We start from the raw sequence: 14,548 nt of genomic DNA, 5'->3' as shown, positions 1-14,548 counted from the left end.
AAAAGATTAGCAATGTTTCATCAAAGATTAAATCTAATGATTGGGGAAAATTAGAGGATATTAATTTTGATTATACGTTTGAAAGCGGGGTCTCAAAAAACTTAACTTTTGAGATTTATGGTAAAAGTGATGGTATTGCTATTTTGCTTTACAATCCAACAACTAATAAAGTAATATTATCAAAACAATTTAGAGCACCAGTTTATGTTCACGGAATTTCAGAAGGATTTTCTATAGAGGTTGTTGGTGGCGCAATAGATAAAAATGAATCTCCTGAGAGTGCAGCAATTCGAGAGACAGAAGAAGAAGTAGGTTATAAAATTGATGCCGTAAAAAGGATCAGTACTGTTTTTTTATCACCAGGAATTGTAAACGAAAAAGTGCACCTTTTTATTGGTGAATATTCTGATGAAAATAAAACTGAAAACGGAGGAGGAGTAATTGCAGAAGGGGAAGAAATTGAGGTGTTAGAAACTGAATTTTCTGAGGCTTTAAAAATGATAGAAAACGAAGAAATTATTGATGCAAGAACAATTATGCTGTTGCAGTATTTAAAGATAAATAAATTAATTGACTAGCGTCATTATGAGAAAGAATGACGAAATAATCTCTCTATAAAAGTGAGATTGCTTCATTACATTCGCAATGACAAGAAAAAATGAACAAACTAAAAGAAGCCAATTTATACAGAAGTGAACTGATTCCTATAAGCGGAAAATTAGTAGAACATTATAACAAATGTTTAGTAAAATTAGGTTTCTCAGAAACCAAATTAACATCATTTTCTATTGATGGTATTGGTTGGAGTCCTGAGATTGCAGAAGAAAAAAACGTAATTCATTATTTAAATAACGGAGAAGCGAATCCGCATGCAATAATAATTACACCATTGCAAAAAGGATTGCCAATATATAATCCGTATCATTCTTTCGATAAAGAATTGATGAAATTAGTGTTTAAAACACATTATAAAAAGATACAAAATATTACAAGAGATTCTGCTATTTGTCTTGATTTTGATCAAAATATAGATGTCTTTTATGAACCTTTAGATATTTTAAAATACAGAGATATTGTTATCAATTTTCACATAATTGGTAATTTAGAAAAAGCCAAAAAAGAACAATTAGCACTAGTAGAGATCTTTAATAAAGATCATAATTTTATTGATGAAAAATTACATCAAAAAATAGTAGCATCTGCAAAGAAATATGGCGATTTAAGAACAAGAGATATTACTTTAGAGTCTGTTACTTTTACTACAGATTCTTTTTACACAAAAGCTTTTGGAGGCGTTTACTTATTAAGAAACTTTATTTCTCCTATATTAATTTTCGAAAATAAAGAAGCTTACAAAGAAGCCATAAACGATACAACTTACGATGTTTTAATGTTTCATATTTCTCAACCAGAATTGATATCACAATTAAGAGATCATTTAATTATTGAGTGTAATTTAACACAGGAAGTAGATACAGAAAGGTATGCTAGAATTAAGAGTTTTATTTTTTCTGAATCCTTAAAAAGCACACAACACCCTATTAAAGATATTTTAAACGACAAAATGTTATTTAAGAGTTATTTAAATAAAATTGATTTACAATCACGTAAAAAAGTGATGAGTGTAGAGCGTTATTTAGAGAAAAAACAAATAAATGCAGATGTTAAAATAAAAGATGTTGTTGATGAAGAATTTTATTTTTCGCTTCAAAAGCCACACTCTTCATTAAGAGCAAATCATCAAGATTTAATTTGGCATTTACTGGTTAATATTGCGCCAAAAGATGTGTTGTTTTTGTATTGGTATGATAAAGAACAATTTTATCAAGTTTTTAAAACTTGGGATGAATCTACCAAAGATTGGGCAATAGAAACCATAAAGGATAAATTTTAGGTTAGAAGTTCGGAGATTGAAGCTAGAAGTAGAAAATTGTATATTTATAAAAAGAAAAAGAGATGAGTTTTAAGTTTGAAAATTTGATTATTTGGCAAAAATCTATGGATTTGGGTGAAAATATGAATGTGCTTTCAAAAAGTTTTCCAAAAGAGGAAGTTTATAATTTATCATCTCAATTAAGAAGAGCCTCGGATTCAGTAGCTTTAAATATTTCTGAAGGCTCAATTTTACAATCAAATGCTGAATATCGAAAATTTTTAGGGTATTCAATTCGTTCATTAGCAGAAGTTGTAACTTGTTTGCATAAAGCAATTAGAAGAGAATATTTGTCTAAAGTAGATTTTGAAAAATATTATAAAGATTGTTATAATCTAATGAATATGACAATAGCGTTTAGAAACAGGTTGAAGTGAAAAATTGTTTGAAGATGAAGTCTAATGCAGGAATAAAATTACAATAAAAAAATAATCTTTGAATTTTAAAAGTTCAATTCTAAAAAATAAAACATAAGAGTAAGAAACTTCAAACTTCCTGCTCCCAACTTAAAACTTAAAAGCATGACACTAGAAATCATCATATTTATTGCCTCAATATTATTTGGAGTTGTAATTTATTGGAGAGAATCTCAAGGAAATAAAATGTATCGTTTTTTTAATAAAATGATGAATTCTAAAGAATTGCAAATGAAAATAACCGATAAAAAAGGGTTTGTTTATCAGCAATCATTTTTATTAAGATTGGTTTTTATAACTGCTTTATTTTTAATTTTTATTGTTGTAGCACGTTTTTTAATTCCGATAGATATTACAACTATTTCCTTATTTGCATCTATGATTTTCGGAACATTAGTAGGAACTTATATTGCTAACTTTATTTTTAAATCGAGTGAAGTAATAGAAGAGCATTCAGAATCTTTAGAAGAAAAATTTCAAGAAGTTATAGAACAAGGAAAAGATTTTATTGAAGATATTAAAGCAAACGATGCTAAAATGCCAGAAAAAATTGAAGTTAAAAAAGAAGCACCAAAAGTAGAAGAGAAAAGTGCAAGAGAACGTTTAAAGGATAAAGGATTCTTAAAGTAGGAAGCTAGAAGAGAGAAGTTGGAAGAGAGAAGTTGGAAGTAAGATTCCAATTTGAAACAAAAAAAATAAACTCTAAACAAAAGAAAAAAGTTAAAGTGAGAGATTTAATGCTCTATACTTCAAACCATAAATATTAAGTATGATTGGAATCTTCAAACTTTCAACCTCATACTTCAAACCATAAACTATGATTAAAAATTATTGGAATAAAGGAGGAAAACAAAAAAGAAACGTTATTATTTTATCGATTCTAATTTTAGGTTTGTTGTTCTTTTTAAGAGACGATTATCAACCTGCTTTATTATTTGTAAGAAAATTTATTTTCATTATTTTATTATGTTTTACGGTGTTGTTTTTCGGGTTGAGAAAATTTAGAAAATCTGCAAGTACAGGTAAAAGAATTGGAATCATATTTCTGTTATCAGCTTTTTTCGGACTTTTATATTTTGCTGGTTGGCATTTTAAAATGTACGATTATATGAAAACCTATAATGTTTTTAATAATTTAAACAGAATTGAAATTGCAGAATTGCCTTTAACACAGAATGAGCGTATACAACCCTTAAGAAATATATTTTCTATGGCTAACGAATCTGTTGGAGAAACCAAAGATGTTTCTTTACCGCATTTGGTTAGAGTAGACGGTACAAACCAATGGACAATGGCAATACAGCCAACCGAAAAATATGTTTGGCAAGGAATAAAAGACAATACAGAAGAGGTTTTTTCTGTATCTAGTACAACACCTTTTCCTCGTTTTTCTAGCGAGAATAGAATTCCGGTTACTTTTTCTATAGGCGAATCTTTAAAATTTAGTAGAAATACATACAACGCAGTTGTGCAACGTTTAAACCCTTGGATGTTGTTTAATTACGAACCAAGTGACACTTATTACATGAAAAATGATAAAGGTGCTTGGGTTGAGGTGGTGAGTTTAATAAAATGGAAAGGCTTCTTTTTTCCGTATCCGACTTTTGGTGGAGTAATGGTTATAGATAATGGAGAGCATAATTTTAACGATTATGTAGAAAGAGTTTTAATCGGAAAAGGAATGTATATTTCTCCTGATGAAATGAAAAATTACGAGTATTTAACAAGACAAAATACATTGTCTGAAAAAGTATCACGTTTAAAAGCTGAAAGTTTAAAGTTTTTAGCTGGTTTTTCTGATCCTTTGCCTTGGAATATGAAAACGGCTGTTAAAATTCCAGATTTACCAGACGACCAAAATCAGCAACCATTTGTAACCGATTTCGATTTTTCAGATACAAAAACGGGTGCTTATAGCGGCTTGTATCATTGGTTTGGTTTAGAGCCAGTTGGTACAGAAAGAACTAGTTTAACGTTTAGTGTTTTTATACCTGCAGATGGTACAGATGCGTTGTATTTTTACGATCATGCATCAAAAAAACAAGGTTATGCAGGTGTTTCTGCAATGCCATTAAAAGTAATTGAATCTAGAAAAGAATACGATTGGTCTTTTAATAAACCGGTAGAGTTTAGACCGTATATAAAAAATATTGCAGGTAGAAAACGTATGTTTTTCTTAAGTACAATATCGGCAATAAAAAAAGAAAATGCGCAGTTCGATGGTTCTGCAACACCAGATTTAGCGTTAATAGATAGTGAATATAGAGATGTTGTTTGGATTGATGCCAAAAGACCAAGTACTTGGAATGAGGAAGTGTATAAACAACTAAATGAAGCTTGGAGAAGTAGCGAAAAAGTAAATATCTATTTCGAGAAAGAGCATACCATTTTAGAGAAAAATCAACAAATATTAGATTCTATAAAGTTAATTTCTAAGCAAGAAAAAAGCTCAAGAGAAATACAACGATTACAGAGACAAATAGATTCTATTAAAACGAATAAGTAACGTTATTGCGAGTTTACGATACAATCCCATAATTGAAAAAGAGATTACTTTATTCGTTCTTCATTTCGTAAAGACGCTTATTTTTAAAAGTTATAAAAGGATGCTGTTTTAAATGTGTAGCTTTTAATGATTCAAAAAAATATAGAAAACTTGAGTTATTCAAGGTTATTTTTTTGCAGTTTTTTAGAAATATAGTGTTTTCTATTTTCTGCTATCGTTACTTTTTCTCCTTATTTTATAATCCGCCATAATATTTTAAAACAAAGATAGTTCCATAAAGCAAAACTAAATTTATTGTAACAAAAGTGAAACGACTTAATTTAGATAACTCGAAAGCTTTGGAATTCCAAATCATAATCAATAAATGAAATGGTATTAAAAAAATTCTGCAATACCATTATTTTTTGCTGATAAACTTAAAATTATTGATATCGGAACAAATAGTATAGTCCATAAACTTACATTATAAATATTTAAAATTAAATGCTCAAAAATGTTTTTCTTAAATTTAAAGTAAATTAAAAAGCTTAAAATAGTAAGTATGGTAATATTTAATAATAAAATTGCAAAATGAGAAGAAATGTTGCTTGTTACTGCAAGCCCTAAAAAGTCGTTCGAAATAAAGTAATTTATTAAAAGAAATAACGATGCAATTGTAAAGAATTTTAAAGGGCTAAAATAATATTTTCGAAATCCTTTCCAGTAGTTTAAGACTATTGTTTTCGGCTCACTCAATCCGATTTTTACATTTAAGAAAAATGATTTTTCTAATGAAAAAAAGTTATTAAATAAATCCTTAAGGATTGTAATACTCATAACCCTACTGTCTTTAAAATATTGGCCACAATTTGAGCAATAACTTTCTCTTATTTCATTTGAACAAACTGAGCATTTCATATTTAATAGTCTATTTAAATTCTTAGTTCTTAAATTGTTTTAGGACAAGTGATTTGTATTAAATAATAGCGAAGTTAGTTTTTTTATAATACAATGTCAATATAAAAAAATACTTTTTAAATAATTTCACCGCAATATATTTCCTTGGATTTATTTTCCTTGGTAAGTAAAATAATATTATGTAACTTTGCCTAGTATTTAAAACAATTAAGATGAAAACAGCTAAAACTATTTATTACATATCTACAAGTTTATTAACCCTGTTAATGCTTTTTTCTGCAGGAATGTATTTCTTTACTCATGAAGAAGTAGCAGGTATGTTTACTAATTTCGGATATCCAACATATATTATTTATCCGTATGCTATAGCAAAAATATTAGGTTTAATTGCAATTTGGTTTCTTGGGGATTCAGTAATAAAAGAATGGGCGTATGCAGGTTTTTTCTTTGGAGTTACTTTAGCTTTTCTCGCTCATGTAATGATAGGCGATGGAGAGCAAATGGCTGCTGTTTTAGGCATGATTTTTATAGCAACATCATATATTTCTGGTAAGAAAATTTCAAATGGCAGAAAATAAAAAAGCTAAAGTAGTTTTAACGAATAAAAACTATTTAGCAGAAGCAACTACAAGAAATCATTTTTTAACAATGGATCAAGATGTTTCTGCAGGTGGTGGAGATAGTGGTGCAACTCCTGTAGAATATTTACTAACCGCTATTGGTGGTTGTGTTTCTATGACATTAAGAACTTATGCAGAGAGAAATGGTTGGGATATTGGAGAGATTACCGTAAATGTTACACAAGTTAAAGATGAAAGTGGCGCATATTTAACAGAAGAAATATCCTTCGAAAAAGAAATTACAGAGTATCAAAGAAAGAAATTATTAGTATTCGCTGGTAAATGTCCTGTTGCAAGAATGGTAAAAGGAGAAACAAGAATAGTTAGTAGTATTCTGTAAAAAATGGATGCATTTTGCAGTCGCAGTTTACAGTTTGTTAGTTCGAGCGATTTTTTTTCGAAAAATTGTATCGAGAACAAGTTTAAAAAGAACACATAAAATTTAAAATTATGAAAAAAATATTAGCATTTGCAGGTAGCACAAGCTCAACATCAATAAATAAACAATTGGCAACATTTGCAGCACAAAATTTAGAAAATACTACTTTTGATATTATCGATTTAAGAGATTTTACGCTACCAATATACAGTTCAGATGAAGAACAAAAAGGTTTTCCAGAAGACGCAAAAAAGTTTAGTTCGTTGCTAGATAATTATGACGGATTTATTGTTTCATTAGCAGAACATAATGGTTCTTATACAGCAGCATTTAAAAATATTTATGACTGGAGTTCTAGGCTAGAAGCTAAAATATTTAGAGACAAACCGTTATTATTAATGGCAACTTCTCCTGGAGGAAGAGGTGGACAAACAGTTTTAGAAGTAGGTTCTCAAACCTTTTCTAGAATGGGCGCAAAAGAATTGGTTTCTTTTTCTTTACCTAGTTTTTATGATAATTTTAAAGACGATAAAATTGTAAGTGAAGAATTATTAAGTTCTTTAAAAGAGAAGGTAAATCAGTTTGAGAATTTTGTAAATCAGTAAAAAATGAAAATAGTTTTATACGGTAAACAAGGACACGCATATACAGTTGCATTTAAAAATTTTTTAAATTCGACAGATGAATCTTATATTTATAAAGATGTTTCTAAAGATGCAGCAGCTAGAGAACATAGCAAAGAATTATATGGTGGTGTTGTAAAGTTTCTTACTTTATTTGTTGATGATAAAGTGTACTTAACACCTACAACAGAAGAGTTTAATAAAATAATGCAAGATTTAAATTTAAGAGCGTAGTTTTGAAACTTGAGACAAGAAGCTAGAAGCTAGAAACAAGAAACAAGAAACAAGAAACAAGAAACAAGAAACAAGAAAAGTTAATAAGTTTTAAAGGTTAAAAATGGACTTATCCAGTTTTTTTTTAATTTTCGATTACTGATTACTGATTACTGATTACTGATTACTGATTACTGATTACTGATTACTGATTACTGAATACCGAACACTGAATACTAAAAAAATGGGAGACATTTCTAAAGACATACAATCTAAATTTGTTAGTGATAAAGTAAAAGCTTTAATAAATATAAAATATACTGCAAATTGGTTAAGTAGTAAGGAAACAGAATTCTTTAAACCTTACGGTATTTCGCCACAGCAATACAATATTTTAAGAATTTTACGAGGAGCAAAAGATAAAATTAAGGTGCAAATTGTAAAAGATAGAATGATTGAAAGAGCGCCAAATGCAACACGCTTAATGGATAAATTATGCGATAAAACACTAATTGAAAGAGAACGTTGCGATCATGATAGAAGAGTAGTGTATGTAAAAATAACGAATCAAGGTTTAACGTTATTATCAACCATAGATGATAATAAGAACTTATCATTTTTAGAGAATTTAACGGAAGAAGAAGCAGTAGTTTTAAGCGATTTGTTAGATAAAATTAGATAGAAAAAATTTGTTTATTTATTTTCCTTGGAAAATATATGGAGTGTAAATAAAATTGTAATGTCAGTTCGAGTGATTTCGATTTTTTATCGAAATTGTATCGAGAACATTTTTAAAGTAAAAAAACTTATTCTCGATTCAAATTTTATGCATTTCAATCATAAAATTCACTCGAATTGACAGAGTTTAATAAACTAAAAATTATGAAAAACTATAAATCAATTCAACATAAAGTAGCAAGTCCTTTAGTAAATATGGGACCTATAAAATTACGACAACCATTACCAACAGAAGGAATAGAAAATGTAGATCCTTTTTTGTTATTACATCATTACGGACCTTATGCAATTAGCGAATTTTCAAACCCTTTCGACTTAGGTCCGCATCCTCATAGAGGTTTCGAACCCATAACTTTATTGTTTAAAGGAGAGCAATTACATAGAGATTCTTTAGGTAATGAAATGGTTGTAAAAGCAGGCGGAGTACAATGGACAACAGCTGGTAGAGGTATTATTCATGCAGAAGGACCTACAAAAGAGTTTGTAAAAAAAGGAGGTGATTTAGAAGGTATTCAATTGTGGTTAAATTTGCCTGCTAAAGATAAAATGATGACACCTAATTATCAGCATTTAGAAGAAAATCAAATTGATACGATTGTTTCTGATGATAAAAAAGTAGCATTAAATATTATTGCAGGAGAACAAAATTCTGTTTTAGGAAAAATTAAAACTCAAACTCCGGTTAATGTTTTTACTGCAAATGCTAATGAAGGAGGAAATCTTGATATTCAGATTCCAGAAAATCATCAATCTTTAATCTATTTATTAGACGGAGAAATTGTGGTTAATAATTCTGAAGTTTTAAAAAAAGGAGATAATCAAATACTTACTTTTAATCAAGATGGAGATTTCATCAACTTTAAAGCAAAAAAAGAAAGCACTTTGTTAATTATTTCTGGAACACCAATTAAAGAGAAAGTAACACAATACGGACCTTATGTTATGAATACGCAGACAGAAATTTTAGAAGCAATGCGAGATTTTAACCAAGGAAAAATGGGGTATTTGTATTAGTATTTGGGCGTTACCCGAAAAGGGTCGTGCTTTTCACTGTATCTTTTTGTAAAAAACAAAAAGGATGCCGTTTCAATCACTAACGCGAATGAAAAACCGTTAATTATAAGGTGCTCTATGTTAGAAAAAAAGAAACAAAATGAAAAAAATAATTCATAAATCAGAAACAAGAGGAATTGCAAACCATGGTTGGTTAAAATCATATCATACCTTTAGTTTTGCTAGTTACCAAAATTTAGAAAGAATGAATTTTGGAATGTTACGTGTTTTAAATGATGATGTTGTACAACCAAAAATGGGTTTTGGAACACATCCTCATAAAAATATGGAAATTATTTCTATTCCAATTTCGGGTGCATTATCTCACAAAGATAATATGGATAATAAGCGATCTATAGATATTGGCGAAGTTCAAGTAATGAGTGCAGGAACAGGTTTAACACATTCAGAATTTAATGATAGTAAAACCAACGAAGTTAACTTTTTACAACTTTGGATTCTACCAGAAATAGAAAATGTTACTCCTTATTACAATCAGAAAATGTTTGATAAAGCTGGTAGAAAAAATCAATTTCAGGTTTTAGTTTCTCCAAAAGACAAATTAGTAAAAGGTTCTTTGCCTATAAATCAACAAGGATATATTTCTATGATAGATTTAGAAAAGGGGTTTGAAACCGAATATAATTTATATGATGGAGCTTATTTTTTCTTAATTGAAGGAGCAGTTAGTGTAGCAAATGAAATATTAGAAAAAAGAGATGCAATTGGTATTTATGAAGTAGAAAAAGTATCAATCAAAGCACATAAAAATAGTAAGTTATTAATTATAGATGTTCCTATGAATTAATTGTAACATTCATAATTTTTTAAAAAGCCAAAGAATCAATTTCTTTGGCTTTTTACTTTCAAAAAATAAACATATCTTGCAAAGTATTATGCATGCATAATAAATTCAATTCCAAGATTATGAAATATAAGCACATTTTTGAACCCTTAGATTTAGGTTTTACAACGTTAAAAAATAGAATTTTAATGGGTTCTATGCATACCGGTTTAGAAGAAGAAAAAAACGGAATAGATAAAATTGCAACTTACTATGCAGAAAGAGCGAAAGGAGGAGTTGGTTTAATCGTAACAGGAGGAATTGCTCCAAATGTACAAGGTTGGACTGGACCTTTTTCTGCAAGAATGTCTACAAAAAAGCATGCAAAACATCATCAGAAAATAACAGAAGCTGTGCATAAAGAAGGCGGTAAAATTTGTATGCAAATATTGCACGCTGGTCGTTATGGCTATCATCCTTTTAGTGTTGCACCTTCAAAAATAAAATCGCCAATAACACCTTTTAAACCATTTAAATTAACACAATCTGGTATTAATAGAACCATTAGAGATTTTGTAAACTGTGCAGAATTATCTAAAGTAGCAGGTTATGATGGTGTAGAAATTATGGGGTCTGAAGGCTATTTAATTAATCAATTTATAGCAAAAAGAACTAATAAAAGAACAGACAATTACGGAGGCGCATATGAAAATAGAATGCGTTTACCAATTGAGTTAGTAAAACAAACAAGAGAAGTTGTAGGTAAAGATTTTATTATTATCTATAGATTATCGATGCTAGATTTGGTGGAGAATGGAAGTAGTTGGGAAGAAGTAGTACAATTAGGAAAAGAAATAGAAAAAGCCGGAGCAACCATAATTAATACAGGAATTGGTTGGCACGAAGCAAGAATTCCTACAATAGCAACATCGGTTCCTAGAGCAGCGTTTACTTGGGTTACTAAAAAAATGAAAGAAGAATTATCAATTCCTTTAATTACTTCTAACAGAATAAATATGCCAGAAACTGCAGAGAAAATATTGTCTGAAGGCGATGCAGATATGATTTCTATGGCACGTCCTTTTTTAGCAGATCCGGAATGGGTAAATAAAGCAGAAGCCGATAAAAGTGATGAGATAAATACCTGTATTGGTTGTAATCAAGCCTGTTTAGATCATGTTTTTGAGCGTAAAGTAGCAAGTTGTTTGGTAAATCCTAGAGCTTGTCATGAAACGGAATTAGATTACGGTATAACAGCAAATAAGAAAAAAGTTGCTGTAATTGGTGCTGGTCCTGCAGGATTAGCAGCAGCTACAATAGCAGCACAAAAAGGACATTTTGTAACATTATTTGATGCAGATAAAGAAACTGGAGGGCAATTTAATATTGCAAAACAGATTCCTGGTAAAGAAGAGTTTTACGAAACAATAAGATACTTTAATAAACAAATAGAATTACATAATGTAACTCTAAAACTAAACACAAGAGTTTCAACTGAAGATTTATTAAAATCTGATTTTGAAGAAATTGTAATTGCTACAGGAATTACACCTAGAACTCCTAGAATTGAAGGTGTAGAGCACAAAAAAGTATTAAGTTATATAGATGTTTTAAAACTGAAAAAACCAGTTGGAAAACGTGTGGCTGTAATAGGCGCGGGTGGTATTGGCTTTGATGTTTCAGAGTATTTGGCTCATGAAGGAGAATCTACTGCTTTAAATATTGATGCTTGGTTAAAAGAATGGGGAATCGATAAAACTTTAGAGGCAAGAAGTGGGATAGAAGGTGTTAAACCAGATGTGCATCCATCACCAAGAGAAATTTTTATGTTTAAAAGAAGTAAAGGTAAGTTTGGAGGAAATCTAGGTAAAACTACCGGTTGGATTCATAGATCTACTTTAAAAAAGAAAAAAGTTCAATTTATTAATGAAGTTCAGTATACTAAAATAGACGACGAAGGCTTGCATTATATTCAGAATGAAGAACATAAAGTTTTAAAAGTAGATAATGTAGTTCTATGTGCAGGTCAAACTCCTAAAAAAGAATTATATCAACCATTATTAGATGCTGGTAAAAATGTGCATGTAATTGGTGGTGCAGATTTTGCTAGTGAATTAGATGCAAAAAGAGCTATAAACCAAGGAGCAAGACTAGCAGTAACTTTATAATTAACTTTCTTTTTTTATTAAATTATTAAAAACCTATGTTTACATAGGTTTTTTTATTTTAAATGAATAAATAAATGTCGATATTTGCGTTTAAACTAACTATTTTAAGATATATGGGAATGAATAAAAATACTGTCCTTGGTTGGGCAACTTTTTTAATGTTAATTATGGGTATTGTGTTAATTTTAATGGGTGCTTATAGATATGAAGATGTAGCAGGTTGGGGTTTCGCAACGGTAGGTATTGGTTTCTTCTGTATTGCATGGGTATTTAATGCCTTAAAAGGTAGAGTATAAAAAAACAAGTAAACATAAGTTTACAATAGTAAATTTCGATTTTAAGCAACTGCTTTAAATCTTTTAATTTTTCAATTATTTAATATATTATACAAATGAGCGACGATAAGAAAGTAATCTTTTCGATGAATAAGTTGTCTAAAACTTATAAATCTACAGGAAAACAAGTTTTAAAAGACATTTACTTAAGCTTCTTTTATGGAGCAAAAATTGGTATTCTTGGTTTAAATGGATCAGGTAAATCAACTTTATTAAAAATTATTGCAGGAGTAGAAAAGAATTTTCAAGGTGATGTAACTTTTGCACCTGGTTATAGAGTAGGGTACTTAGAACAAGAGCCACAATTAGACCCAGAAAAAACGGTTTTAGAAGTTGTAAAAGAAGGAGTAGCAGAAACCGTTGCAATTTTAGATGAATACAACAAAATAAACGACATGTTTGGTTTAGAAGAAGTGTATTCTGATGCAGATAAGATGGAGAAACTAATGAACCAACAAGCAGAATTACAAGATAAAATTGATGCTGCTAATGCTTGGGAATTAGATACCAAATTAGAAATTGCAATGGATGCTTTAAGAACTCCAGATTCTGATAAAAAAATTGGAGTACTTTCTGGTGGAGAGAAAAGACGTGTTGCATTATGTAGATTATTATTGCAAGAACCAGAAATTTTATTATTAGATGAGCCTACCAATCACTTAGATGCAGAATCTGTACATTGGTTAGAGCACCATTTAGCACAATATAAAGGAACTGTTATTGCTGTAACGCATGATAGATACTTTTTAGATAATGTTGCTGGCTGGATTCTTGAATTAGATAGAGGACAAGGAATTCCTTGGAAAGGGAATTATGCTGAGTGGTTAGATCAAAAATCTAAGAGAATGGCTCAAGAAAGTAAAACAGCTTCTAAACATCAGAAAACTTTAGAAAGAGAATTAGATTGGGTTCGTCAAGGTGCCAAAGGTCGTCAAACAAAGCAAAAAGCTCGTTTGAAGAATTATGACAATTTAATGAGTCAAGATCAGAAACAAACTGATGAAAAATTAGAAATATATATACCAAATGGACCACGTTTAGGTACGAATGTTATTGAAGCTACTGGTGTTTCTAAAGCTTTTGGTGAAAAATTATTATATGATAATTTAGAATTTAACTTACCTCAAGCAGGAATTGTTGGAATTATAGGGCCAAATGGTGCTGGTAAAACAACAATTTTTAAAATGATAATGGGAGAAGAAAAAGCAGATGCTGGAAATTTTAGTGTTGGTGAAACTGCTAAAATAGCTTATGTAGATCAAGCACACTCAGATATTAATCCAGAAAAAACAATTTGGGAAAATTTTTCAGATGGTCAGGATTTAGTAATGATGGGAGGAAAGCAAGTAAATTCTAGAGCTTACCTAAGTCGTTTTAATTTTTCTGGAAGTGAGCAAAACAAAAAAGTAAATACTCTTTCTGGAGGTGAGAGAAATAGGTTGCATTTAGCAATGACTTTAAAAGAAGAAGGAAATGTTCTTTTATTAGATGAGCCAACTAATGATTTAGATGTAAACACACTAAGAGCTTTAGAGGAAGGTTTAGATAATTTTGCAGGTTGTGCAGTAATTATTTCTCATGATAGATGGTTTTTAGACAGAGTTTGTACTCATATTTTAGCTTTTGAAGGAAATAGTGAAGTCTATTTCTTTGAAGGTGGATTTTCTGAATATGAAGAGAATAAAAAGAAACGTTTAGGTGGAGATTTAATGCCTAAAAGAATTAAATATAGAAAACTAATTAGATAAAAAAAAGCCCTCATCATTTTTTAATGAGGACTAGTAGTTAACAAAAACTAAGTTTGGTTTATGGGGGAATTCCAAAAATATAAATAGATTTTCTATTTTCCTACAGGGAAAACACCCAAATTTTAATAAAAAAAA

Annotated in this window: 16 protein-coding genes; 15 read left to right on the top strand and 1 reads right to left on the bottom strand. The window is 29.5% G+C overall.

Going from position 1 to position 14,548, the window contains the following annotated elements; all coding sequences use genetic code 11:
* The first annotated feature begins 5 nt into the window (after nt 1-5).
* From N5A56_RS08880 to N5A56_RS08860, 5 genes are all read left to right on the top strand, one after another.
* The gene (locus N5A56_RS08880) at nt 6-578 is read left to right on the top strand and encodes an NUDIX domain-containing protein (protein ID WP_337994839.1); all 573 of its coding nucleotides are present in this window, start codon (nt 6-8) and stop codon (nt 576-578) included.
* An 80-nt stretch (nt 579-658) separates the two neighbouring features.
* Nucleotides 659-1,894: a DUF6638 family protein gene (locus N5A56_RS08875; RefSeq protein ID WP_265725132.1), complete on the top strand. Its 1,236-nt coding sequence runs from the start codon at nt 659-661 to the stop codon at nt 1,892-1,894.
* 62 nt (nt 1,895-1,956) lie between these two features.
* Nucleotides 1,957-2,310, top strand: coding sequence for a four helix bundle protein (locus N5A56_RS08870; RefSeq protein WP_265725131.1), 354 nt, complete (start codon nt 1,957-1,959; stop codon nt 2,308-2,310).
* Nucleotides 2,311-2,454: 144 nt separating this feature from the next.
* Nucleotides 2,455-2,979: a hypothetical protein gene (locus N5A56_RS08865; RefSeq protein WP_265725130.1), complete on the top strand. Its 525-nt coding sequence runs from the start codon at nt 2,455-2,457 to the stop codon at nt 2,977-2,979.
* Between the two features lie 187 nt (nt 2,980-3,166).
* Nucleotides 3,167-4,855 (top strand): hypothetical protein, encoded by a 1,689-nt coding sequence (locus N5A56_RS08860; RefSeq protein ID WP_265725129.1) that lies wholly within the window; start codon nt 3,167-3,169, stop codon nt 4,853-4,855.
* A gap of 375 nt (nt 4,856-5,230) precedes the next feature.
* Here N5A56_RS08860 and N5A56_RS08855 read toward each other — a convergent pair whose 3' ends face one another.
* Nucleotides 5,231-5,671, bottom strand: a complete 441-nt coding sequence (locus N5A56_RS08855; protein WP_274270346.1) for a hypothetical protein — start codon at nt 5,669-5,671, stop codon at nt 5,231-5,233.
* A 293-nt stretch (nt 5,672-5,964) separates the two neighbouring features.
* On the opposite strand from N5A56_RS08855, the gene N5A56_RS08850 reads away from it, so the two are divergent.
* The 10 genes from N5A56_RS08850 to ettA all read left to right on the top strand — a co-directional run bounded on the left by N5A56_RS08850 (nt 5,965) and on the right by ettA (nt 14,413).
* Nucleotides 5,965-6,330, top strand: coding sequence for a DoxX family protein (locus N5A56_RS08850; RefSeq protein ID WP_265725127.1), 366 nt, complete (start codon nt 5,965-5,967; stop codon nt 6,328-6,330).
* On the top strand, nt 6,317-6,712 hold the full coding sequence (locus N5A56_RS08845; protein ID WP_265725126.1) for an OsmC family protein: 396 nt from the start codon (nt 6,317-6,319) through the stop codon (nt 6,710-6,712). Before N5A56_RS08850 ends, N5A56_RS08845 begins: the two co-directional genes overlap by 14 nt.
* Nucleotides 6,713-6,822: 110 nt before the next feature.
* A complete protein-coding gene (locus tag N5A56_RS08840) occupies nt 6,823-7,356 on the top strand; it encodes an NADPH-dependent FMN reductase (protein ID WP_265725125.1) in 534 nt (177 codons plus the stop codon).
* 3 nt (nt 7,357-7,359) lie between these two features.
* On the top strand, nt 7,360-7,608 hold the full coding sequence (locus tag N5A56_RS08835) for a glutaredoxin family protein (protein ID WP_265725124.1): 249 nt from the start codon (nt 7,360-7,362) through the stop codon (nt 7,606-7,608).
* 223 nt (nt 7,609-7,831) lie between these two features.
* Nucleotides 7,832-8,269, top strand: a complete 438-nt coding sequence (locus N5A56_RS08830) for a MarR family winged helix-turn-helix transcriptional regulator (protein ID WP_265725123.1) — start codon at nt 7,832-7,834, stop codon at nt 8,267-8,269.
* Nucleotides 8,270-8,469: 200 nt separating this feature from the next.
* Nucleotides 8,470-9,339, top strand: a complete 870-nt coding sequence (locus N5A56_RS08825; RefSeq protein ID WP_265725122.1) for a pirin family protein — start codon at nt 8,470-8,472, stop codon at nt 9,337-9,339.
* A gap of 139 nt (nt 9,340-9,478) precedes the next feature.
* The gene (locus N5A56_RS08820) at nt 9,479-10,186 is read left to right on the top strand and encodes a pirin family protein (protein WP_265725121.1); all 708 of its coding nucleotides are present in this window, start codon (nt 9,479-9,481) and stop codon (nt 10,184-10,186) included.
* A 119-nt stretch (nt 10,187-10,305) separates the two neighbouring features.
* Nucleotides 10,306-12,330 carry an NADPH-dependent 2,4-dienoyl-CoA reductase gene (locus tag N5A56_RS08815; protein WP_265725120.1) on the top strand — a complete coding sequence of 675 codons (2,025 nt, stop codon included), beginning with the start codon at nt 10,306-10,308 and terminating at the stop codon, nt 12,328-12,330.
* Nucleotides 12,331-12,443: 113 nt separating this feature from the next.
* The gene (locus tag N5A56_RS08810; RefSeq protein WP_265726117.1) at nt 12,444-12,626 is read left to right on the top strand and encodes a CAL67264 family membrane protein; all 183 of its coding nucleotides are present in this window, start codon (nt 12,444-12,446) and stop codon (nt 12,624-12,626) included.
* 95 nt (nt 12,627-12,721) lie between these two features.
* Nucleotides 12,722-14,413 (top strand): energy-dependent translational throttle protein EttA, encoded by a 1,692-nt coding sequence (gene ettA, locus N5A56_RS08805; RefSeq protein ID WP_265725119.1) that lies wholly within the window; start codon nt 12,722-12,724, stop codon nt 14,411-14,413.
* Nucleotides 14,414-14,548: the final 135 nt, after the last annotated feature.

Source organism: Polaribacter ponticola (genome assembly GCF_026191475.2).
Taxonomy (GTDB): Bacteria; Bacteroidota; Bacteroidia; order Flavobacteriales; family Flavobacteriaceae; genus Polaribacter; species Polaribacter ponticola.
Note: the sequence above shows the minus strand (reverse complement) of the source record. Positions and strands in the feature narration are given on the sequence as shown.

Excerpts from the sequence above, each read along its gene's own strand:
- N5A56_RS08860 (WP_265725129.1), top strand. The coding sequence starts at position 3,167 with ATGATTAAAAATTATTGGAATAAAGGAGGAAAACAAAAAAGAAACGTT.
- ettA (WP_265725119.1), top strand. The coding sequence starts at position 12,722 with ATGAGCGACGATAAGAAAGTAATCTTTTCGATGAATAAGTTGTCTAAA.
- N5A56_RS08835 (WP_265725124.1), top strand. The coding sequence starts at position 7,360 with ATGAAAATAGTTTTATACGGTAAACAAGGACACGCATATACAGTTGCA.
- N5A56_RS08855 (WP_274270346.1), bottom strand. The coding sequence starts at position 5,671 with ATGAGTATTACAATCCTTAAGGATTTATTTAATAACTTTTTTTCATTA.
- N5A56_RS08840 (WP_265725125.1), top strand. The coding sequence starts at position 6,823 with ATGAAAAAAATATTAGCATTTGCAGGTAGCACAAGCTCAACATCAATA.
- N5A56_RS08870 (WP_265725131.1), top strand. The coding sequence starts at position 1,957 with ATGAGTTTTAAGTTTGAAAATTTGATTATTTGGCAAAAATCTATGGAT.
- N5A56_RS08875 (WP_265725132.1), top strand. The coding sequence starts at position 659 with ATGAACAAACTAAAAGAAGCCAATTTATACAGAAGTGAACTGATTCCT.
- N5A56_RS08850 (WP_265725127.1), top strand. The coding sequence starts at position 5,965 with ATGAAAACAGCTAAAACTATTTATTACATATCTACAAGTTTATTAACC.
- N5A56_RS08830 (WP_265725123.1), top strand. The coding sequence starts at position 7,832 with ATGGGAGACATTTCTAAAGACATACAATCTAAATTTGTTAGTGATAAA.
- N5A56_RS08815 (WP_265725120.1), top strand. The coding sequence starts at position 10,306 with ATGAAATATAAGCACATTTTTGAACCCTTAGATTTAGGTTTTACAACG.
- N5A56_RS08825 (WP_265725122.1), top strand. The coding sequence starts at position 8,470 with ATGAAAAACTATAAATCAATTCAACATAAAGTAGCAAGTCCTTTAGTA.
- N5A56_RS08845 (WP_265725126.1), top strand. The coding sequence starts at position 6,317 with ATGGCAGAAAATAAAAAAGCTAAAGTAGTTTTAACGAATAAAAACTAT.
- N5A56_RS08865 (WP_265725130.1), top strand. The coding sequence starts at position 2,455 with ATGACACTAGAAATCATCATATTTATTGCCTCAATATTATTTGGAGTT.
- N5A56_RS08810 (WP_265726117.1), top strand. The coding sequence starts at position 12,444 with ATGGGAATGAATAAAAATACTGTCCTTGGTTGGGCAACTTTTTTAATG.
- N5A56_RS08820 (WP_265725121.1), top strand. The coding sequence starts at position 9,479 with ATGAAAAAAATAATTCATAAATCAGAAACAAGAGGAATTGCAAACCAT.